This is a genomic window from Lysobacter antibioticus HS124, from assembly GCF_000336385.2.
GTDB classification, from domain to species: domain Bacteria; phylum Pseudomonadota; class Gammaproteobacteria; order Xanthomonadales; family Xanthomonadaceae; genus Lysobacter; species Lysobacter firmicutimachus.
This window is the reverse complement of sequence record NZ_HG424493.1, coordinates 1-20,248: the sequence shown is the minus strand read 5'-3', so window position 1 is coordinate 20,248 and position 20,248 is coordinate 1. Positions and strand designations below refer to the sequence as shown.

Below are 20,248 nucleotides of genomic sequence, written 5' to 3'. Positions count from 1 at the left end.
CCTCGCGCAAACGCCGTTTTAAAGAACGCCGTGCGAAGATCCGCCCATGCTCGAGGACACCCAGCCCGTCCCGCACGACCCGGCCCAGACCGTGGCCGCGCCGTATCGTTGGCACGAGCACCGCAGCGTCGATCACTGGACCTGGGCCTGCGCGGTGGCGATCGCCGCCGAGCTGCGGCGCGAGCTGCAACGGCGGCCGCGCGCACGGTTGCTGCTGTCCGGCGGCACCACGCCGGCGCCGGTCTACCGCGCCCTGGCGCGCGCGCCGCTGGATTGGGCGCGTGTCGACGTGGCCCTGGTGGACGAACGCTGGCTGCAACCCGGCGATCCGGACAGCAACGCCTGGCTGGTGCGCCAGCACCTGCTGCGCGACAACGCCGCCGCCGCGCGTTTCGAGTCACTGACCCGGCCCGGACAGCGCATCGAAGAAGCGGTCGCCGCCGCCAATGCGCACGCGCTGCAACCGGCCGGCGCGGTGGTGCTGGGGATGGGCGAGGACGGCCACACCGCCTCATTGTTTCCCGATATGCTCGGCCTCGAGCGCGCCCTGGCCTCGCGCCAGGCCTATGTCGCGGTCGATGCCGAAGGCTGCCCCGGCGCCCGCGACTGGCGCCGCCGCATCAGCTTGACCCCGCGCGGCCTGGCCCAGGCGCAGGCGCGGTTCCTGCTGATCCAGGGCGAGAGCAAGCGAGACGCCTTCCTGCACGCACTGGCCAGCGGCGACGTGCAACGCTGGCCGGTGCTGATCGGCCTGCAAGGCCCGAATCCGCTCGACGTGCATTGGTCCCCCTGAGCGCCGCCGCCCTCCTGCAGGAGCGGCGTGAGGCGCGACAAGGAACGCGCAGAGCCCGATGCCGTCGCCAATGATCGACACCGAACACCGCCGCAAGGGATAGGAGCGGCGCGAACCGCGACCGCGCACCTGCAGGCAACAACGTGGCGGTCTGGTGGCCTCGCAACCGGAAATCGCGTGCGGCCCCTGAGACGCCCTCACCTATCGCCGGAACCGCGCGTACGCCTCAACGCACCTCGACCACCACCTCCGCCGGCGCACGCTCCAGCTTCAATTCGTCGCCGTTCCACGTTGCGGCCTTTCCATTCACCCTGGTCGCTCCCGGCGCGTCGGCATACGGCCACTTCAGCACCGCCCCGCCTGGCGGCAGGTCGAGCCCGGACGCCAGACTCAGCCGCAGTTGCTTGCCGTCGCGGCGCAGTCGATAGCCCAGCGCGCCGTAAGGCGTGCGCAACCCCTCGACCGACACGCCCTCGCCCGCCAGCCAGGGCCCGGGCACGCCGGCGCCGATCACCAGCGCATGATCGCGATCGCGCGTGTACGCGAACAGATCCAGCGCCGAGCGCACATAGTCCGACTCGACCCAGGCATGCGGCAGATCGCCGACGAAGAACGGCGTGCGCGGCGTGCGCGACACCACTTCCGCCCACTGGTTCCAGGCCCGCGGCTGCTGGTCCTTGAAGAAGAACGCCAGCGCTTCGTGCGCGCGCTCGCGCCAGCCCAGGCGGACGAAACTGCCGATGGTGCGCAGCTCGTACGGGGTGTAGTCCTTCCATTGCCGGCGCCCGTCGCGGCGTTCGACGAACTCCTTCCAGTAGCGCTCGAAGGTGTTGCGCAGCAAGCGCTCGGGCAACAGCCCTTGCTCGCCGCCCGGCGCCAGCGCGATGGTGGTGGAGGTCGCGTCGAAATCGCCGAGTTCGGCCGCGCCCGGCAGATAGTCGATCCGGTGCGCCTGCGCCGCGGTTTCCAGCGAACGGTACAGGTCGGCGCGGAACTCGTCGCGCGATGCGGCGAAGGCGCGCGCCTGCTCGTCCTTGCCCAGCCACCGGGCGATGTCGACCGCGTCCTTGTAGCCGCGCAACGCCCAGAAATTGTCCCAGTACGAATGCATCGGCTTGGCCGAATAGCCTTCGTGGCTGATCGACGCCGGCATCATCCCGTAGAAGGCCGGGTTGCGCGCGCGGTTCGCCTCGGTGCGCTCGCTCAGGCGCAACTCGTCCATGTAGCGCACCGCGCCGGCCACGTGCGGCCACATCGCCTCGAGCAGGGCGCGGTCGCGGGTGTAACGATAGACCTCGGCGACGGTGAAGATCAGCTCGCCGTGGCTGTCGTTCTCCGGCACCGGGTCGCTGCCGCGGTCGTCGACGCAGCACGGCACCTTGCCGTTGTCGAACTGGTACGGCGCATACCAGCGCAGGAATTCCTCGGCCACGTCCTCGCGCCCCATGCGCAGCAGGCCTTCGCCGATCATCGCGCCGTCGCGCACCCAGGCGCGCGCGTAAGAGCGCGTGCCTGGCTGCAGGCGCGGGCCGACCCGGCTGATCAGCATGTGCGCCAGGCCGGTGCGCAAGGTGTCGACCACGTGCTGACCGGCTTTGGGAACGCGCAAGCGGACCTTGTCGAGCTTCTCGCGCCACAGCGCCGCCGTGCGTTGCTGCCATTGCTCCGCCAGCGCCGGATCGCGTTGCGGCCAGAAGCCGTCGCCACGCCTGGGCAGCTCCACCGCGACCTCGCGGGTTTCGCCGGGCGCCAGCCGCATCGGGTACAACAGCACCGCCGACGCCAGCCCGGTCGGATCGTCGACCCGGTCCTGGTCCGGCCACGGCGCCGGCGAGCGCAGGCGTTCGACCGCCTCGCCGCTGTGCAGGGCGGTGGCGAAACCCGCCGCGACCGGGCTCAGCGACTGCAGCGCCGGCCGGCCGTCCGCGCTCACCCGGCCCGCCGCCAGATCGAGCTGGATCGTGCCGATCGCGCCGACGCCGCCAGTGGTGCTGAGGAACTGGGTCGGCGGATTGACCTGCAAGGGCCGCAGCGCCAAGGCCAGGGTCGCATCGCGCGCCTGTGCGCCGTCGTTGCGCAATCGGTAGCGGGCGACGATGCGTTGGTCCTCGCCGGGGGCGCCGGTTTCGGGCGCGAACGCGACGATGTCCAGGCGCAGGCCATCGGCCTGCCACGACACGCCGGGGATCGGCAGATAACCGTCCTGCAGGTTCTGGCCGATCTGGGCATCGGCCCAGGTCAGCAGCCGGCCGTGCGCCGAAACGCCCGCGCCGCGGTCGGTCAGCAGGAAGGGTTCGACGCTGAATCCGCCCTTGTTCGGCTCGATCGCGCCGTCCTCGCCGATCAGGCTCTGCACCGCGCCGCCATCGGTTCCGAACAGGGTCCAGTACGGCTGCTCGCCGATGAAGCCGCGCGGATAATCGCCGCGCGGCGCGCGTTGCGCCCATTGCCGGACGTAGTCGTTCGGCGTCGCCGCGAACGCCAATGGCTGCACGCTCATCTCCGCCAGGCCGAAACCCGGACCGCTGCCGCGCAGCGGCCGCAGGCGCAGATAGCGCGCCTCGCTCTCCGGCAGCGGCAGCAGATCGGTGCCGCCGTTGCCGGCGGTCACCGCATAGGCTTCGCGCCACCGCTTGCCGTCGTCGGACAGCTCGATCCGGTAATCCGAGGCGAACCCGTCGGCCGCCCATTGCAGCGCCAGGCCGCCGAATTCGCGCACCCGGCCCAAGTCTAGGGTCAGCGCCGGATGCGGCGCAGGCTGGAAGCCGGCACGCCAGGCGGTGGCCGGATCGCCGTCGGCCGCGAACGCCGCGCGGCTGCCCGCCGCGCTGGACGTCGCCGAGACCGCACCGGTCAACGGCGCGCCGTCGTCTTTGGGCAGGGCCTGGAAACGCAGTTCGTCGAAGCACACCGAGCCCTTGCCGCCGACGCTGTTGTAGACGGTGAATTCGAGCTTGGCGCTGCGGCGCAGGAGCGGATCGGGCGCCGGCCCCCAGGCGCGGCCGATGTGGCGTCGCTTGTAGGTCACCGGCGTCCACGACCTGGGATAGGCGTAGCGCGGCTTGTTGACCCACCACACGTTGTCGCCGCTGGCATCGACCAGTTTGAACTGGAGGTCGTTGTCCGGCGAATCGCCGCGCAGGCGGACATCGAAACGGTAGTTGTCCGGATACTCCAGCGGCAGCTCGCGCTGCAAACCGGCATAGCCGGACACGCCGTTGAAGTCGTAGTCCAGGCACAGGCCGCGCCCTTCGGCACCCTCGACCGGGCGCAGACTCGCGCTGACCTGGTTCGAGGCCACCACCGTCCACGGCGCCGCCGATTCGAAGCCGTCGAGCAGGCGTGAAGCGGCCTGCGCGAAAACCGGCAGCGGCGAGCACATCGCGATCAGCAGCGCCGCAGCGCCGATCCGCAGCGGCCGCACCGCGGCCGGGCGCGCGGCCGCCGCCGCGCTGCAGGGTTTCGCCATCGTTCGCACCTCTGGGCCGCGGCCCGCGCGGCATGTTTCGCGCACGCGGCGCGGTCGCGGCAGCGTCGGCCTCAGCCCTTGACGCTGCCCACCAACAGGCCCTGCAGGTAGTAACGCTGCAGCGCCAGGAACAGCAACAGCACCGGCACCACGGTCACCACCGAACCGGCCATCATCATTTCGTTGTCCTGCACGTGCTCGCGCGACAGCGAAGCCAGCGCTACCGGCAGGGTTTGCAGGCTGTCGTCGCTGAGCACGATCAGCGGCCACATGAAATCGTTCCAGGCGCCGAGAAAGCTGAAGATCGCCAGGGTCACCAGGATCGGCCGCAGCACCGGCAACACGATCTGGAAGAAGATCCGCCATTCGCCGGCGCCGTCGATGCGCGGCGCCTCCAGCAGTTCGTCGGGAATCGAACGCGCGTACTGGCGCACCAGGAAGATGCCGAAGATCCCGGCCATGCCCGGCACCACCGCGCCGGCATAGCTGTTGATCAGGCCCATCTGCTTGAGCATCAGGAACAGCGGCATCATCGACACCTGGGCCGGGATCACCAGCGCCGCCAGCAGCAGCCGGAACACCCGTTCGCGCCCGGCGAAGGCGAGTTTGGCGAAGGCGTAACCGGCCAGCGTGTTCAGCAGCACCGCGATCGCCGTGACCAGGGTCGAGATCAGGAAGCTGTTGAGCAGGTAGCGGCCCATGCCCATGCGCGAGAACAGCTCGGCGTAGTTGTGCAGGGTCGGGCTCGCCGGCAGCAGCGGCGGCGGAAACGCGCTGGCCTCGCCCGGCTGCATCAGCGACACCGCCAGCATCCACAGCAGCGGCGCCACGCTCAGCGCCGCCAGCGCGATCAACAGGCCGTTGACGATGGCCCGGGCCAGCCAGGCCGGCATGCCCGCATCGTTCATTCGACCCCCTTGCGGCGCGCGATCCACATCAACGCGCTGGTGGTCGCGGTCATCAGCACGAACAGCAGGAAGGCCACCGCCGAAGCGTTGCCCAGGTTCCACCACTTGAAGCCTTCTTCGTACATCAGGTACAGCACGCTGACCGTGCTCTGCAGCGGGCCGCCCTGGGTGATCACGTAGGGCTCGGCGAACAGCTGGAAATAGCCGGCCAGGGTCAGGATGCTCACCATCAGCAGCACCGGGCCGAGGATCGGCAGGGTGATGTGGCGGAACTGCCGCGCCGGGCTGGCGCCGTCGATGCGCGCGGCCTCGTACAAGTCCTCGGGAATCGCCTGCAGGCCGGCCAGGAAGATGATCATGTTGTAGCCGAAGTTCTTCCACACCGCGAACAGGATGATCGCCGGCATCGCCCAGTCCGGATCGCCCAGCCAATCGACCGGGTCGATGCCGAGCTGGGCCAGGCCCCAGTTGATCAGGCCGTAGCGGGTATGCAGCAGATACCGCCAGATCACCGCCACCGCGACCACCGTGGTCACCACCGGAGCGAAGAACGCGGTGCGGAACAAGGGCTTGAACCAGGCCAGGCGCGAATGCAGCAGCAAGGCCGCGCCCAGCGACACGGCGATCGACAGCGGCACGCCGACCGCGACGAAGTACAAGGTGTTGCCCAGCGCGCTCCAGAACAGCGGATTGCGCAGCAGGTTGAGATAGTTGTCGAACGCGACGAAGCGCAGGTTCTCGATATGCGCCAGGGAATAGATGTCGAAATCGGTCAGGCTCAGCGCCAGCGCCGCCAGCACCGGCACGGCGAAGAACACGCCGATCACGCTCAAGGCGGGCGCGGCGAACACCCAGCCGGCGGTGGACGGCTTCATCCGCCCTCCCCGGCCGCTTCGCCGATCGTGTGATGGTCGAGCATCCAGCGCCGCTTCTCCAGGATCCGGTCGGCGCGGCGGTCGAGCTCGGCCGCGGCCTGGTCGACGCTGAGGCGGCCGTTGGCCAATTGCTCGCCGACCAGTTTGATTTCCATCGCGATGCGCTCCCACTCCGGCACTTTCGGCGTCGGCCGCGCGCGCTCGAGCTGGTCGCGGAACGCGCGCGCGTACGGGTCGGCGAGCAGCGCCGGCGCGTTCCAGGAGGCCCGCCGCGGCGGCAGATTGCCGCTCAGGCCGTGAAAGCGCACCTGCACCCCGGGTTCGGACAGATAAGCGATCAGTTTCCAGGCCGCGTCCGCGCGCTGGGAGCCGCGAAACAGCACGAAGCTGGCGCCGCCGGCCACCGACGCGCCGGGACCGTGCTCGCCCGGCAGCGGCATGGTCATCCAGCGGTCCTGCAGTTCCGCCGGCAGGCGCTTCCTGAACTCGGCGATGTTCCAGGGGCCGTTGACGTAGAAGCTGAAATAGCCGCGGCCGAATTCGTTCCAGACATTGGCGATCTGGGTGTTGCTGGCCAGCGGCGCCCACTTGCGGTCGAAGGCCTCGCGGTAGAACGCCAGCGCGCGCTTGAAACCGGGACTGCGGAAGTTGCCGTAGCGGCCGTTGTCGCGCAGCAGCGGGTCCGGCGACTGGATGCCCAAGTTGAGCAAGGGCTCGGGCTCGTTGAGCGGAAACAGCACCGCGTAGCGATCCGGCCCGACCTCGCGCTTGATCGCCGCCATCGCCTGCTGCCATTCGGCCCAGGTGGCCGGCGGCCGCTCGACCCCGGCCTGAGCGAGCAGATCCTTGCGGTAATACGGCAAACGGGTTTCGACGTACCACGGCACCGCATAGGTGCGGCCGTCGATCACGCCGGTGTCCCAGGCGCCGGCGAAATAGTCGTCGCCGCGCAAGGTCGCGGTATCGGCCAGGCGACGATCCAGCGGCTCCAGCGCATCGAGCAAGGCGAATTCGGAGATCCAGGTGTTGCCGATCGCGCCCACGTCCGGCAGCGAATCGCCGGCGAACGCGGTCAGCAGCTTCTCGTGCGCGGCAGTGATCGGCAGCTGCTGCACTTCGACCCGCAGCTGCGGATTGCGCCGTTCGAACTCGGGAATCAGGCGCTGCACGACTTCGCCTTCGAAGCCCATCGCCCAGAACTTCACCACCGTGCGCCCGTCCTCGCGCGCCGAGCAACTCCCCAGCAATATCGCCAGAACCGCCGCCGCAACCGCGCGCAACCGTCCCGTCGCCGACGCCGCCCGCCCATCGCCTGCTCGCCGTCGGAACAGCCGGGCCAGAGGAGCGCGTATTTTGCGTGACGCGTCACGTCGCCCGACGAGCGCCGGACCGCCCCCCCACCCGACGCTTGCCGCGCCCGCGCTCACGTCTTCATTCCGGCTTCGGCGCATTCTGCGTCGCCGGCGCGTTGCCGCGATTGGCGCGCGACTCCGCCTCGCCCAGCGCGCGCGCCGTGGCCGGGTCGATGGTGCCGGAGGGCTTGGCCGCAGGCGCCGGCTTGGCGTCGCCGGGTTTGGCCCCGTCCTTGCCCGCCTCGGCGTCCTTCGGCTCCAACCAACCGCCCTTGAACCCGGCGCGTTGCAGGCCGGTGCGGATGTAGGGATTGCGCTTCATCACGTTCCACACGAACTCGTTGCGGTAGTTCGTGATCATGGTGAGGATCGGCCCCTGGTCGATGCCGATGTAGTCGCTGGCCACCCAGCCCTGGTCCGGCACCAGTCGCCCGGTCTTGAGCGGGATGTCGTACTTGAAGCTGGGGTTGAACGAATCCAGGAAGCCGTAGCTGGAATAGATGAACTCGCCGTAGCGCTCGTGCATCGACACCGTGGTCGGGATCACGATCTCCGGCGCGAACGGCAACGAGGCGATCGCCGCGGTCGGGGCGATGGTGCCGTCGTCGAAGTTCTCGCGCAGGCCGGCGCCGCGCGCCGAGTAGTGGCGGAACTGGCGCTGTTCGCCGCGATACTCCTGCAGCGTTTGCTGCGGGCCGTCGCTGGCGGTCAGGCCCCATAGCTCCGGGCCGTAGTCCTCCCACTTCATCGGGTTGGCGATCGCATAAGCGCGCTGGGCGTAGGCGGCGCGGCGGCTGTTCTCGAAGTAGTCGATGCCGCGTTCGCGCATGTAATCGTCCTGGATGCCGCGGAAATCGATCCAGACGTGGCTGTACTGGTGGCCGAACAGCGGGCCGAAGGCCAGGAACTCCTCGCCCTGGTACACGCCCCAGACATCGTTGTAGGTGCGCGTCCACACCGTCCACGCCTCCGGCTCGACCGCATGGGTCGGCGAGCCCAGCGCCAGCACGTACAGCAGCATGGCCTCGTTGTAGCCCATCCAGTCGTGCTTGATGAAGCCCGACTCGGGGAACCAGCCCATCGAGATCAGCGGCTTGTTCTGCTGCAGCCACTGCCAGTCCACGCGCTTGTACAGGGTGTCGGCGATCGCCCGGATTTCCTTCTCGCGAGCGTCGTCGCGATCGTAGTAGGACTGGGCGAACAGCACGCCCATCATCAGCAGGCCGGTGTCCACGCTCGACAGTTCGACCCAGCTGTCGTAGCGCTGGCCCTTCTGCATGTCGAGGAAGTGGTAGTAGAAGCCCTTGTAGCTGCCTTTGCCGCTGGCCTGCGGGCCGCTGGGCAGGTCGCGCAGGAACTTCAACGTGGTCAGGGTGCGGTCCACCGCCTGGGTGCGGCTGACCCAGCCGCGCTCGATCCCGATCGGGTACGCAGTCAGGGCGAAGCCGACCGAGGCGATGCTGGCGAACGGCCGCGACGGATAACGGTCCGGCGTCAGCCCGTTCTGCTCGTTGCTGGTGTCCCAGAAGAACTGGAAGGTGCGCTTCTCGATGTCGCGGAACAGCGGCGGCAGCTCCAGCCGCTCCTGCTTCAGCGGCTCCACCACCACCGGCTCCGGGGTCACGATGGGCTGGGTCTGCGACTCGGTCTCGGGTTTCTTGCAGCCGGCCAGCGCGATCAACAGCGTGCCCAGGATCGCGAAGGAAACTGCTCGTGTTGCCGGCTTGACGCGTCGCATGAAAAACCCAAGACCCCTGTGTCTTTGATTGAATCCAAGTCGGCCGCGCCGCGACGGCGCGGCGCGACCGGGCGACGCCGGCCGCATCGGCGGCCGGCGCGCGCGGTTTTACCAGCTGAAGCCCATCGACAGCTTGAACATCCGCGTCGGCAGGATAATGCCGTCCTGATGCTCGCCGAACTTGGCGTTCGGCGCGCCCAGGCGACCGGCGTAGGTTTCGTACTGGTTGTAGTTGCGTTCGTTGGTGACGTTGAGCAGGTCGCCGCGGATGCGGAACTTGATCCCGGCGCCGGTATCGAATTCCTTGCTCACCGCCAGATCGAGCTGTTTGAAGCCGACCGTGTCGTCGGGCTTGAACTGATCGGTGAAGCACTGGCCGTCGTTGCCGGCCGGCGCCTGCGAGCAATTGACGAAGTAGTAGCCGGTCGGGCTGGCCAGGGTCAGCTTGCCCGAGAACGTCAGCCCCCACGGACCGTCGTAGATGCCGGTCGCGACCAAACGGTGGCGCGGCACGCCCTTGGCGTCGTGCCAGCCGAAGCCGGACAGGCTGGGATGATCGAGCGAGAACGACTCGCCGTTCTCGCGATTCTCCTCGGCATCGGTCAGGGTGTAGGCCAGGGTCACGCCCCAGCCCGACTCGCGCGTATACGGCTTGTCGACCTTGACCAGCAGCGAATTGGCCCGGGTCTCTATGCCGTTGACGCCCAGAATCAGGGCGCGACCGAAACCCGGGATGCCGTTGCCGAACGGCGCGCCCCAACGGGCGCCCGCCGGATAGAACGAACCGTCGGGGCGGCGGTTGCCGAGCAGGAAGGCGAAGCCGTCCTTGCTGACGATGCGCGACAGGCCGATGTCGGTCTGCCATTCGGTCTCGCCGAGGGTGATCGCGTTGCGCATGCCGATGCTGAACTGATCCGAATACGGCGTCTTCAGATCGTTGTTGAGCAGGAACACTTCGCGGCCATTGTTCGGATCGGCCGCGACCAAGGCTTCCAGCGCCGCACGATCGAAGTAACGCGGATCGAAGGCCAGACAGTCGCCGACGCCCGGCGTACAGGCGTGGCCGGGCTGGTTGAAACGGAACGAATAGGTCGGGAACGTGCCCTTGGTGGTTTCCAGCTGCAGGTTGTTGAAGATATTGCGATCGTAGGCTCGGCCGGCGCCGCCGTAGATCACGTGGCGCTGGTCGGCGTTGAGATCATAGGAAAAGCCCAGGCGCGGCTGGAACGCATCCTTGAAATTGCTGCGCTGGCGGCCGTTGCTGATGTAGTCGTTGAGATCGATGCCGCCCCGGGCCAGGGTCTGACGATAGCTCTGCCCGGCGGGCGCGCGCGGGTCCTGGCTGTCGAGTGCGGCGATCACGTCGGCCGGGGTGCGATAGTCGGTGTAGACGTCGCTGGTCTCGTAATCCCAACGGATGCCCAGGTTCAGGGTCAGCTTGTCGTTGACCTCCCAATCGTCCTGGATGTAGATGCCGAACTGCTTGTTGCGCGATTCGACGCTGCCGTCGGCGATGCCCGGCAGGCCGGCGCCGAAGCGGACCAGGTAGGGCGCGCCCAGATCGCGGTCGATGTCGTAGAAGAACTGCGGGTTGTAGGGGATCTGCTCGGCCGCGCTGATGTCGATGACCTTGTACTTCACCCCCATCTTCACCGTGTGGTAGCCGTGCCACTGCAAATCGGTGAGCGTCAGATCGTCCTGCAACGACCAGCCCTTCTGCGCCTTGTTCTGGAAATTCTCGCCGGGGCCGGCGTTGAGCACGCGCTTGCCGCCGTTGGAATCGATGTCGGCGCGCGTCAGCACATAGCCGTTGCCGAAGGCGTTGGCGCGCGGGTTGTAGCTGGCGTCCTCATAGGTCAGGTGGGCGTCGTTGAGCCAGCCTTGGCCCGTGAACTGGTAGCGCAGGTCGACGCGCTTGTCGGTGTTGTCCTTGGCGGTACCGAACGGCACGGTGCTGATGCCGTCGACGCCGGTGATCTCGGTCTCGTCGCGGTACTTGCCGGTCAGCTCGAAATAGTGGTTCTCGCCGAGCAGCCAGTCGATCTTGGCGAAGTACAGGTCTTCCTTGAACGGCGCGTTCACGCCGCCGATCAGCGATTGGAACTGGGCCGGCAGCTGCGCCGCGCTGACGCCCTCGCCCGGCTTGATCGTGAACGGCGTGTTGTACTCCTTGGCCTCGTAGGCGACGAAGAAGTGCGCGCGGTCGCGCAGGATCGGGCCGCCGAAGGAGACACCGTACTGCTCTTCCTTGGAATCGGTCTTGCGCCCGGCCTTCTCCTCGGCCGGGGTCGGCGAGCGCCACTTCTCGGAGGTGTAGTCCCAGAAGAAGTCGCCGTGGAATTCGTTGCCGCCCGAGCGCGTCACCGCGGTGATCGCAGCGCTGCTGAGCTGATCGAACTCCGCCTTGTAATTGGAGGTGATGACCTTGTACTCGCCGATCGCCGACTGCGGGAACGGGTTGCCGCGGGTGTCGTCCTGGCCGCTGACGCCGCCGGGCAGGACGTAGTTCTTCTGGCCGACGCCGTCGATGTAGACGTTGACGCCGTTGGAACTCTGCGCGCCGCTGCGGATCGAGGTCGAGCCGTTGCCGGACTGGATGAACTGCACGCCCGGCACGGTGTCGGCGAAGGCAAGGAAGTTGCGCGTGCCCTGCGGCAGCGATTCGATCTGCTTGGTGCTGATGTAGGTCGCGTTCTCCGAGGTGCGCACCTCGGCCAGCGCTTCGCTGGTCACGGTGACCTTGTCCAGCTCGGTCGCTTCACCCGCCGGCGCGGTCTCGGCGAGACCGCCGGTGGACACGTTGAGCGTGGCCGACTGGCCGACCGCGACGGTCACGTTGCGCGAATTGGTCTTGCCGCCCGCGTCGACGTCGATGCGATACGCGCCCGGCGGCAGGCCGGCCAGGGTGTAGTTGCCGTCGGCGCCGGTCTGCACCTTGCGGCTGAGGCCGCTGGCGAGGTTGGTCGCGGTCACGCTGGCGTTGGCGGCGGGGCCGGCGTCGCCGCTGACCACGCCGCGGATGGTCGCGGCGGTGCTTTGCGCCAGCGCGGCCGGCGCGGCCATCGCCAGGCAGCCGGCCAGGGCGCAGGCCAACAGGCTGCGGCCGGGGCGTTGCATCGGGTAACGCGGGGTGCTTCGGTTCATATGCTTTCCTCCCTCCAAGGAGCACGTACTGCAAGTCGTTGCGGTGGAGCGGCCTTTATGTAATCGCTTACAGCCGCAGCCAAATTTTTTTCCGCGCGGATCAGCCGTCGCCCCCTCGACGCATGCCCGATTCGCGAACGATGAGTTCCGGCTGCAGCAGTTCGCTTTGCCGCGGTTCGTCGGTGTCCGGCGCCGCTTCCTGCGAGGCCTGTTCGGCGGTGAGCTTGCTCAACAAAAGGCGCGCCGCCCGCGCGCCCAATTCGGCGATATTGACCCGCATGGTCGTGAGCGTCGGGTGCACATAGCGGGCCAAGGGAATGTCGTCGAAGCCGGCCACCGCGACGTCGTCGGGCACTTTCAGCCCGGCCTGGGCGAAGGCGAACAGACACCCCAGGGCCATCATGTCGTTGGCGGCGAACACCGCGTCCGGGCGCTGCGGCGCGGCCAGCAAGGCCAAGCCGGCGCGATGCCCGGAAGCTTCGTCGAACTCGCCCGGCAGCACCCATTCGGCAGCCTTGGGCAAGCGTCGCGCCAGCGCTTCGCGATAGCCGCGCAGGCGCTCATGGGCGTCGTAGTTGGCTTCGGGGCCGGCGATGAAGGCGATGCGGCGATGGCCGCAGTCGATCAGATAGTCGACCATCGCCTGTGCGCCGCCGTAATTGTCGATGCTCAACGACATCGGCCCCGGCACGGCGCATTGCGAGTTGATCAGCACCACCGGCAAGGCGCTGTCGAGCTCCTCGGCGACCGTGCTTTGCGCCTGCGCGTACGGCGACATCACCAGCAGGCCGTCGACCCGGCCGCGCATCGCGCGCAAAGCGGCGACCTGCTCTTCCGGACAGCCGTGGTAGCTCGACACCAGCAGGTGCAGGCGATGTTCGCGCGCGATCTGATCGACGCCGCGCACCAGTTCGGAGAAGAATTCGCCGTGCAGGTCCGGCAGGACCACGCCCAGGGTCTGGGTGCGCCGGCTGCTGAGGCTGCGCGCCGCGGCGTGGGGCGTGTAGCGCAGATCGCGGGCCACGGCGAGCACCCGCCGGCGCACCTCTTCGGCGACGTTGCCGTGGCCGTTCAAGGTACGCGACACGGTCGCTACCGACACCTGCGCCGCGCGGGCGACGTCTTTGATCGTCACGCTCACCACGTTCCTGGACCGCCCCTCTCGCGGTGGGAAAGTGGGCCGACTGTAAACGTTTTCAGCCGCGAGTGTAAAGAGCGCGTTAGCCGCGCTCGATCACGGGCATTATGCTGCGCCGCGGCAAACTCGTCGACCGCCAGAAGCAGGCTCATCCGGCCCTTCTAGCGGAATCGGGCGCAGCTTCGCACCCCGCGCCACCGCTGCGCTCAGCGCGCGGCCTCTTCCGGCGTGCGCGCGCTGATCGCCAGCGCGTGGATATCGGTGTTCATCAGTTCGCCGACCGCGGCATAGACCGCGCGATGACGCGCGATCGGGCTGAGTCCGGCGAAAGCCTCGCTGACCACCGCGACGCGGAAATGCCCGCGCCCGTCCTGAGCCCCGGCGTGACCGGCGTGGCGATGGCTTTCGTCTTCGATCTCCAGCGCCTGCGGCGCCAGCGCGGCCTCGATCGCGGCGCGGATCGCAGCGACGCGCTGCTCGCGCGGCAGCGGCCCGGCGCTCACGGCAGCACCTTGCGGAACGGCCGCACCTCGACCCGCGCGTACACGCCGGCCTCCACGTACGGGTCGGCGTCGGCCCAGGCGCGCGCCGCCTGCAGCGATTCGAACTCGGCCACGATCAGGCTGCCGCTGAAACCGGCGGGACCCGGGTCTTCGGCGTCGATCGCCGGACACGGCCCGGCCAGCAGCAGGCGGCCCTGGTCGCGCAGCGCTTCCAGCCGCGCCAGATGCGCCGGGCGCGCCTGGCCGCGCTTGGGCAGCGCATCGGCGACGTCGTAACCCTCGATCAGATACCACATGGCGACCAGCGACCTCGTAAGCGGCGTGAGGCCCGCATTCTAACGGCGTCGCAAGCGCGACCGACGATGCCGGATGCGGCGCATCGCCGCGCCCCCTCATCCGTCCCTTCGGGGCACCTCCCCCCGCAAGTAGAAGGGCGGCGCAGCAGAACGCAGTTCTGTCCCGCTCGCGGGAAGAGCCTGTTACGCCGTCCGCCGCCCGTCCCCGCATGCGGGGAACCCACCGCCACGCCGCCTGAGCCTCCTCCCACATGCTGGGAACAGACCGCCGCGCCGCCTGAGCCCCTCTCCCGCTTGTGAGACAGGGGTTGGGGTGAGGGCCGCCCTGTTCCAAACGACACGGCCCGCATCGTCGCCGATGCGGGCCGCGCTTCATCGCGAGTGCGACGAACTCAGGGCCTCAAGCGGTCATCGGCCGCTGCGCCTGCGCCTGGCTCGGCTGGGCGACCTGCGGCGCCATCGCCGGCACGTCCTGCTGCAGCTTCTGGGTCGATTGCTCGACCGTCTGCTGCACCGCCTGTTGGCGGTCGGCGAAGGCGCGCCGATGGCTGGGGTCGGTCGGCTCGCCCTGGACTGCGAACAGGCCGGTGCCGCTGGCGTTGGGCACGACATGGTCGATCCGGTTCATGCCGCTGACCCGCGCGTCGTAAGTCAGCGTCGCCGCGGCGCGTTCCAGATCCTGGTGATTGCGGAAACCGCCGAGCTTCTCCAGCCCGGTGACCGCCTGCCGGTACATGGCGTTGTCGGGGTGGTTGGCGTCGGACAGCAGCGGCGAGCGCGCGGCGTCGGCCGAACGCGCCGGCGCGTCGGCGCGCTGGGCGTTGCGCAACGCGTTGAAGGTGTCGCGGCCGACGATGCCGTCGTCTTCCAGGCCGTGCGCGCGCTGGAAGGCCTGCACGGCCTCCTTGGTGCGCTGGCCGAACTTGCCGTCGGCGGTCAGGGCGTGGCCGGCCGCATCGCGGAAGCCGAGCTGGTTCAGGCGGTCCTGCAGGTTCTGCACCTCCGGGCCGCGCTCGTCCTTGCGCAGTACGCCGTCGGCCATCGCGTTCGGGCGCGGCTGCGAACCGTTGCCGCCGGGGTTGTGCACGCTGCGGCCGTTGCCGGACACGTCGCTGACCTGGGCCCGGCCGGTCAGGTTGTCCTGCGCCGCCGGACGTCGGTCGGTGGTGATCGCGCCGCTGTCGATGTCGCGCACATAGCGCTCCATCTGCGGCAGGTAGCTGGTGTTGATGTCGATGTGGACGTGCTTGCCGAACGCGCTCGGGTTGCCGTTGTTGAAACCGCCCTGGATGCCGACCGACTGGCCGTACTCGATCCGGTCGCCGGCCTGCAGATGGGTGTTGCGCAGGTCCAGGTGACGGTACTGGGCGATCATCTCGCGGTTCGGGTCGCTGGCCGGACGGTCGTAGATCTGGACGATGCCGTCGCTGGGGTCGACCCGGCCGATGTAGCCGCTGGCCACCGCGGGCACGGCCACCGAGCTGGAGCCGCCGGCCTGCAGCACGAAGTCCTTGGAGACGTAGTAATCGCCGTCGCGGGAGACGGTCGGGGTGCCGCGGTAGTTGCCGAGCAACTCTTCGCGCTCGCCGTTGACCGTGCCGTAGACGCGGCCGCGCTCGTTGCCGCGGCTGGGGTGGTGGCGTTCGAGGTCTTGGTAATCGTGGACGTGTTCCACATTACGGCCGACCGATTCGACGATCGAATATCTGGGCATCTAACTTCTCCTTGTCGATGGTGGTTCCGGGCTTCCGCTGCCGTTGCCGGCGACAGCGGCGGCAGGCGTCAACGCAGCTGTTGGCTCAGCTGCCAGCAGCCTTGTTCGTACTTGAATACATAGGCTTCGGGCGCGCCCTTGGTGTTGGCGACGTCGTCGTCCGGGGTGAACTCGGCGCGCACGTAGTCGACCCGCATGCTGTCGCCGTCGAGCGTGCGCCGGCTGTCGATGCGTTCGAGCTGATCGGCGTCCTTGCCCGGCTCGTCGTAGACCCATTGGCTGTCGACCAGGGCGATCCGGAACGGGCCGGCCTGGTCGCGCGGCATGGTCTGCATGGGCTTGGCCGGGTCGCGCAGGTCGCCGATCTGCAGTTGCGCGGCGGTATAGGCCTCGCGCACCGCCGGGTCCTGGACGAAGCGCTCGAAGAAGGCGCCGAAACCGTCTTCGCTGCGCTGGCAGGCTTCGGCCGGCAGGACCATGCGCGCGGGAGTCGTGGCGACCTCCGGGGACGCCGGCGCGGCAGCGGCGGTGTCGGCGGCGGGCGGCGGCGCGGTTTGCGGGGTCGAGCCCTGGCCGCAGGCGGCCAGGCTCAGCGCCGCGGCCAGCGCCAGGGCGAGCGTGGTGACTTCCTTCATCTCAGTACCGGTCCGTAGGTTATTCCCCGCGGCACAGTCTAAACGCAGTAAGGCTCGCCCGGGAAACCCCGCCCCGCCTGGCCCGGCGCGCCCGCACGAACGCAGCGGCGTTCAGGCCGGACGCTGGACAGTACCGGCCCCAGCCCTTACCCTAACTGTCAATTGCCCCAAGGCCAGCTGCAGCGGCCCGTCGCGACCGGCCCCACCCCGTCGCCACGTTCAGCATCCGTACTCCCACGCACACCATCGGTGCGCCGGTACGCCATGCCAAGTTGCAGCCCACAGGCCGGCGCCCGCAACCTCCTCTGCCTGAGACCGTCGCCCCGCGCGCCGGCAGGCCGGGACCGTTCGGGCCAAAGCACACGACTTTTACAGTGGTCCGTAGCACCCGTAGGGAACCCGATCCGGTCTTCGCACGACCCGGGGCGGCCTCCCGATGCGGCCCTGCGCCGCAAGCCTCGTCGCAACTGCAGTGCCCACGGCCCGGAGGGGCCGGCCTCGAATGACCAACGAATCCGCGCCCGCCGCGCCCGAACCCACGCCAGCGCCGATGCCGCCGCAGCAGCAGGAGATGCCGCTGGCGGTGGTCCACGGCCAGCCGGTTCTGCAGATCCCGCAGGATCTGTACATCCCGCCGGACGCGCTCGAAGTCATTCTGGAGGCCTTCGAAGGCCCGCTCGACCTGCTGCTGTACCTGATCCGCCGGCAGAACCTGGACATCCTCGACATTCCGGTGGCGGACATCACCCGCCAATACGTCGACTACATCCAGGCCATGCACGAGATGCGTTTCGAGCTGGCCGCCGACTACCTGGTCATGGCCGCGATGCTGGCCGAGATCAAATCGCGCATGCTGCTGCCGCGCGCGCCCAACGAGGAAGGCATCGAGGAAGACCCCCGCGCCGAGCTGGTGCGCCGGCTGCAGGAGTACGAGCGGTTCAAGAAGGCGGCCGAGGACATCGACACCCTGCCCCGCCAGGACCGCGACACCGCGCCGGTGCAGGCCTTCGTGCCGGACCGGGCCGCGATCAAGCTGCCGCCGCCGGTGGAACTGCGCGAGATGCTGCTGGCCCTGCACGACGTGTTCAAGCGCGCCGAGCTGTACACCCAGCATGCGATCAAGCGCGATGCCCTCAGCGTGCGTCAGCGCATGGGCGAGCTGCTCACGCGCATGGCCGACGGCGTGTTCCACCGTTTCGAGAGCCTGTTCACGGCCGAAGAGGGCCGGCTCGGGGTGGTGGTGACCTTCCTCGGCCTGCTGACCCTGGCCAAGGAACAGTTGATCGAAATCGTCCAGGACGGACCGCTGGCGCCGATCTACGTCAAGTCGCTGGCACTGATGACCGATCCCGAGGAAATCGAGCTCAGCAGCGAGTTCGACGACGCGGCCAACGACGAGAGCGCTTCGTGACCGCCGTCGGCCGGCCCGCCGCGCGCCTTCGCCATTAAGGTTCCACCGTTTTTCCAATCCCGACTTCCGACTCCCGAATCCCGGCCCGAATGGACCAACTTCTCGTCACCCGCATCGTCGAAGCCGCCCTGCTCGCGGCCAACCAGCCGTTGACGCTGGCGCAACTGCATGCGCTGTTTCCGGAAGACCAGCCGCCGCCGCCGGACAGCGTCGAGACCGCGCTGCAGACCCTGCGCGAAGGCTGCGCCGGGCGCGGCGTGGAGCTGGTCGAGGTGGCCTCGGGCTTCCGCTTCCAGGTCCAGGCCGACGTGCACGCCTGGGTCGCGCGACTGTGGACCGAGCGCCAGACCCGCTACACCCGCGCCACCCTGGAAACCCTGGCCCTGATCGCCTACCGCCAGCCGATCACCCGCGGCGAGATCGAGCAGGTCCGCGGCGTCGCGGTCAGCAGCAACATCATCAAGGCCTTGGAAGAGCGCGAATGGATCCGCGTCGTCGGCCACCGCGACGTACCCGGCAAGCCGGCCCTGTTCGGCACCACCAAGGCCTTCCTCGATTACTTCGGCCTCAAGCGCCTGGACGACCTGCCGCCGCTGTCCGAAATCAAGGACATCGGCGAACTCGAGCCGCAGCTGCCGCTCGACGGCGCGCCGATCGCCGCCGGCGGCATCGCCACGGCCGAGGGCGAAGCCGGCAACGATGCCGACGGCGACGCGCAGGACGCGGCCAATGCCGACAGCGCCGCGGACGAACCCGCCGCGGCCGGGCACGAAGCCGGCGGCGCCGCCGAACAGATTCACCGAACCGACGCCGCCGGCGACTCCGCCGACGCCGTGCAAGACCCCGAACACACCGTCCTGTCGGACGACCCCGAAGCCGCGCCGGGCGAGCGCGCGGCGGACGCGAACGATCACGAGCAAGACCAACACGCCGTCGAGACGACGACCGTTCCGGAACTTGAGGCCGAGTCCGAAGACGACCGGCCGGAGCAAGAGAAATGACTGAAGAAACCCGCCGCAAGCTGTCCCTCAAGCGCGGCAACGACAGCGTCGCCAACGAGGCGCCGCGACTGGAAGAACGCCTGCACAAGGTGCTGGCGCAAGCGGGCCTGGGCTCGCGCCGCGCGCTCGAGCAACGCATCGCCGACGGCCTGGTCAAGGTCAACGGCGAAGTCGCCCAAGTCGGCGTCAGCATCAAAAGCGGCGACAAGATCGAGCTCGACGGCCGCGGCTTCGTCGCCAGCGCCCTGACCGAACCCTCGCGCGTGCTGATGTACAACAAGCCCGAAGGCGAAGTCACCACCCGCGAAGACCCCGAAGGCCGCCCGACCATCTTCGATTCGCTGCCCGCGCTCAAGGGCGCGCGCTGGATCGCGATCGGCCGCCTCGACATCAACACCACCGGCCTGCTGCTGCTGACCACCGACGGCGAACTCGCCAATGCGCTGATGCATCCCTCCTTCGAGGTCGAGCGCGAGTACGTCTGCCGGGTGCGCGCGCCGGAAGGCCAGGAAACCGTGCCGGACAACCTGGTCGACCGCCTCGCCCGCGGCGTCGCCCTCGACGACGGCCCGGCCAAGTTCGACGAGATCGAACGCATCGGCGGCAGCGATTCGCACGACTGGTTCCGGGTCGTGGTCAAGGAAGGCCGCAACCGCGAAGTACGCCGCTTGTGGGAGTCGCAAGGCTGCCAGGTCAGCCGCCTCAAGCGCATCCGCTATGGCAAGGTCGCGCTGCCGCGCGAACTGCTGCGCGGCCATTCGCAGGAGTTGGCGGCCGACAAGGTCGAGGCCCTGCGCAACCAACTCGGACTGGAAGACGGCACTCCGTCGGCGCTGACCCTGCAGCCGGTGATCGGCCAGCGCAAGGCCACCAAGTCGACCGTGCACCTGTCCGGCGGCGAGCGCTCGCACGGCTATGTCGGCGGCCACAACACCGCCGACGAAGGCCGCGAACTGCGCCGCTTCGATCACGTGCGCGAAGACCGCAACGGCCGCGGCGGCCCGCGCAAGCACGGCGGCCTGACGGTCAGCGGCGAAGCCGCGGCCAAGCAGTCGCACAAGCCGTTCAAGCAGCGCAAGGAAAAGGGTCCCAAGCCGCTGCCGGACGGCAACCCCGCCGCATTCCGCACCTGGTACGTGCCGGAAGGCGTGGAAACCGGCCCCAGCGGTCACCGCAATCCGGACGGCCGCGGCAAGAAGCCCTATGGCGGCAAGGCCGGCGGCGGCGGCGGTCGCGGCCGTGCGGCCGGCGGCGGCGCGGGCGGCTTCGGC

General features: G+C 68.9%; 15 protein-coding genes. 4 read left to right on the top strand and 11 right to left on the bottom strand.

Translation table 11 applies throughout. From position 1 onward, the window contains the following. Positions 1 to 46: 46 nt before the first annotated feature. On the top strand, positions 47 to 793 hold the full coding sequence (pgl, locus tag TX83_RS10265; RefSeq protein ID WP_079248158.1) for a 6-phosphogluconolactonase: 747 nt from the start codon (positions 47 to 49) through the stop codon (positions 791 to 793). Positions 794 to 1,019: 226 nt separating this feature from the next. Here pgl and TX83_RS10260 read toward each other — a convergent pair whose 3' ends face one another. The 11 genes from TX83_RS10260 to TX83_RS10210 form a co-directional block, all read right to left on the bottom strand. After that, complete coding sequence (locus TX83_RS10260; RefSeq protein ID WP_064747891.1) at positions 1,020 to 4,175, bottom strand: discoidin domain-containing protein; 3,156 nt, start codon at positions 4,173 to 4,175, stop codon at positions 1,020 to 1,022. A 158-nt stretch (positions 4,176 to 4,333) separates the two neighbouring features. Further along, positions 4,334 to 5,170 (bottom strand): carbohydrate ABC transporter permease, encoded by an 837-nt coding sequence (locus TX83_RS10255; RefSeq protein ID WP_261370102.1) that lies wholly within the window; start codon positions 5,168 to 5,170, stop codon positions 4,334 to 4,336. Continuing rightward, positions 5,167 to 6,045 carry a carbohydrate ABC transporter permease gene (locus tag TX83_RS10250; protein ID WP_064747849.1) on the bottom strand — a complete coding sequence of 293 codons (879 nt, stop codon included), beginning with the start codon at positions 6,043 to 6,045 and terminating at the stop codon, positions 5,167 to 5,169. Before TX83_RS10250 ends, TX83_RS10255 begins: the two co-directional genes overlap by 4 nt. Further along, positions 6,042 to 7,253: a sugar ABC transporter substrate-binding protein gene (locus tag TX83_RS10245; RefSeq protein WP_425606006.1), complete on the bottom strand. Its 1,212-nt coding sequence runs from the start codon at positions 7,251 to 7,253 to the stop codon at positions 6,042 to 6,044. The genes TX83_RS10250 and TX83_RS10245 overlap by 4 nt, the downstream gene beginning before the upstream one ends. 223 nt (positions 7,254 to 7,476) lie before the next feature. Then, a complete protein-coding gene (locus TX83_RS10240; protein ID WP_428992556.1) occupies positions 7,477 to 9,024 on the bottom strand; it encodes a glucoamylase family protein in 1,548 nt (515 codons plus the stop codon). A 219-nt stretch (positions 9,025 to 9,243) separates the two neighbouring features. After that, positions 9,244 to 12,279 carry a TonB-dependent receptor gene (locus TX83_RS10235; protein WP_079248156.1) on the bottom strand — a complete coding sequence of 1,012 codons (3,036 nt, stop codon included), beginning with the start codon at positions 12,277 to 12,279 and terminating at the stop codon, positions 9,244 to 9,246. Between the two features lie 100 nt (positions 12,280 to 12,379). Continuing rightward, complete coding sequence (locus TX83_RS10230) at positions 12,380 to 13,420, bottom strand: LacI family DNA-binding transcriptional regulator (RefSeq protein WP_261370101.1); 1,041 nt, start codon at positions 13,418 to 13,420, stop codon at positions 12,380 to 12,382. Positions 13,421 to 13,623: 203 nt separating this feature from the next. After that, positions 13,624 to 13,920, bottom strand: a complete 297-nt coding sequence (locus tag TX83_RS10225; RefSeq protein ID WP_261370100.1) for a BolA family protein — start codon at positions 13,918 to 13,920, stop codon at positions 13,624 to 13,626. After that, positions 13,917 to 14,216, bottom strand: a complete 300-nt coding sequence (locus TX83_RS10220; protein WP_064747846.1) for a YciI family protein — start codon at positions 14,214 to 14,216, stop codon at positions 13,917 to 13,919. Before TX83_RS10220 ends, TX83_RS10225 begins: the two co-directional genes overlap by 4 nt. Positions 14,217 to 14,616: 400 nt before the next feature. Next, positions 14,617 to 15,930, bottom strand: coding sequence for a peptidoglycan-binding domain-containing protein (locus TX83_RS10215; RefSeq protein ID WP_064747845.1), 1,314 nt, complete (start codon positions 15,928 to 15,930; stop codon positions 14,617 to 14,619). Positions 15,931 to 15,998: 68 nt separating this feature from the next. Next, positions 15,999 to 16,565, bottom strand: coding sequence for a hypothetical protein (locus tag TX83_RS10210; protein WP_064747844.1), 567 nt, complete (start codon positions 16,563 to 16,565; stop codon positions 15,999 to 16,001). Between the two features lie 502 nt (positions 16,566 to 17,067). On the opposite strand from TX83_RS10210, the gene TX83_RS10205 reads away from it, so the two are divergent. From TX83_RS10205 to rluB, 3 genes are all read left to right on the top strand, one after another. Next, positions 17,068 to 17,976, top strand: a complete 909-nt coding sequence (locus TX83_RS10205) for a segregation and condensation protein A (RefSeq protein WP_064747843.1) — start codon at positions 17,068 to 17,070, stop codon at positions 17,974 to 17,976. Between the two features lie 89 nt (positions 17,977 to 18,065). After that, complete coding sequence (scpB, locus tag TX83_RS10200; protein ID WP_064747842.1) at positions 18,066 to 18,977, top strand: SMC-Scp complex subunit ScpB; 912 nt, start codon at positions 18,066 to 18,068, stop codon at positions 18,975 to 18,977. After that, on the top strand, positions 18,974 to 20,248 hold a 1,275-nt coding region (gene rluB / locus TX83_RS10195; RefSeq protein WP_064747841.1), incomplete at its 3' end, for a 23S rRNA pseudouridine(2605) synthase RluB. The genes scpB and rluB, both read left to right, overlap by 4 nt.

Bases quoted from the DNA above. Each gene is read 5' to 3' on its own strand.
- pgl (WP_079248158.1), top strand. From the start codon at position 47: ATGCTCGAGGACACCCAGCCCGTCCCGCACGACCCGGCCCAGACCGTG.
- TX83_RS10260 (WP_064747891.1), bottom strand. From the start codon at position 4,175: ATGTGCTCGCCGCTGCCGGTTTTCGCGCAGGCCGCTTCACGCCTGCTC.
- TX83_RS10255 (WP_261370102.1), bottom strand. From the start codon at position 5,170: ATGAACGATGCGGGCATGCCGGCCTGGCTGGCCCGGGCCATCGTCAAC.
- TX83_RS10250 (WP_064747849.1), bottom strand. From the start codon at position 6,045: ATGAAGCCGTCCACCGCCGGCTGGGTGTTCGCCGCGCCCGCCTTGAGC.
- TX83_RS10235 (WP_079248156.1), bottom strand. From the start codon at position 12,279: ATGAACCGAAGCACCCCGCGTTACCCGATGCAACGCCCCGGCCGCAGC.
- TX83_RS10220 (WP_064747846.1), bottom strand. From the start codon at position 14,216: ATGTGGTATCTGATCGAGGGTTACGACGTCGCCGATGCGCTGCCCAAG.
- TX83_RS10215 (WP_064747845.1), bottom strand. From the start codon at position 15,930: ATGCCCAGATATTCGATCGTCGAATCGGTCGGCCGTAATGTGGAACAC.
- TX83_RS10210 (WP_064747844.1), bottom strand. From the start codon at position 16,565: ATGAAGGAAGTCACCACGCTCGCCCTGGCGCTGGCCGCGGCGCTGAGC.
- TX83_RS10205 (WP_064747843.1), top strand. From the start codon at position 17,068: ATGACCAACGAATCCGCGCCCGCCGCGCCCGAACCCACGCCAGCGCCG.
- scpB (WP_064747842.1), top strand. From the start codon at position 18,066: ATGGACCAACTTCTCGTCACCCGCATCGTCGAAGCCGCCCTGCTCGCG.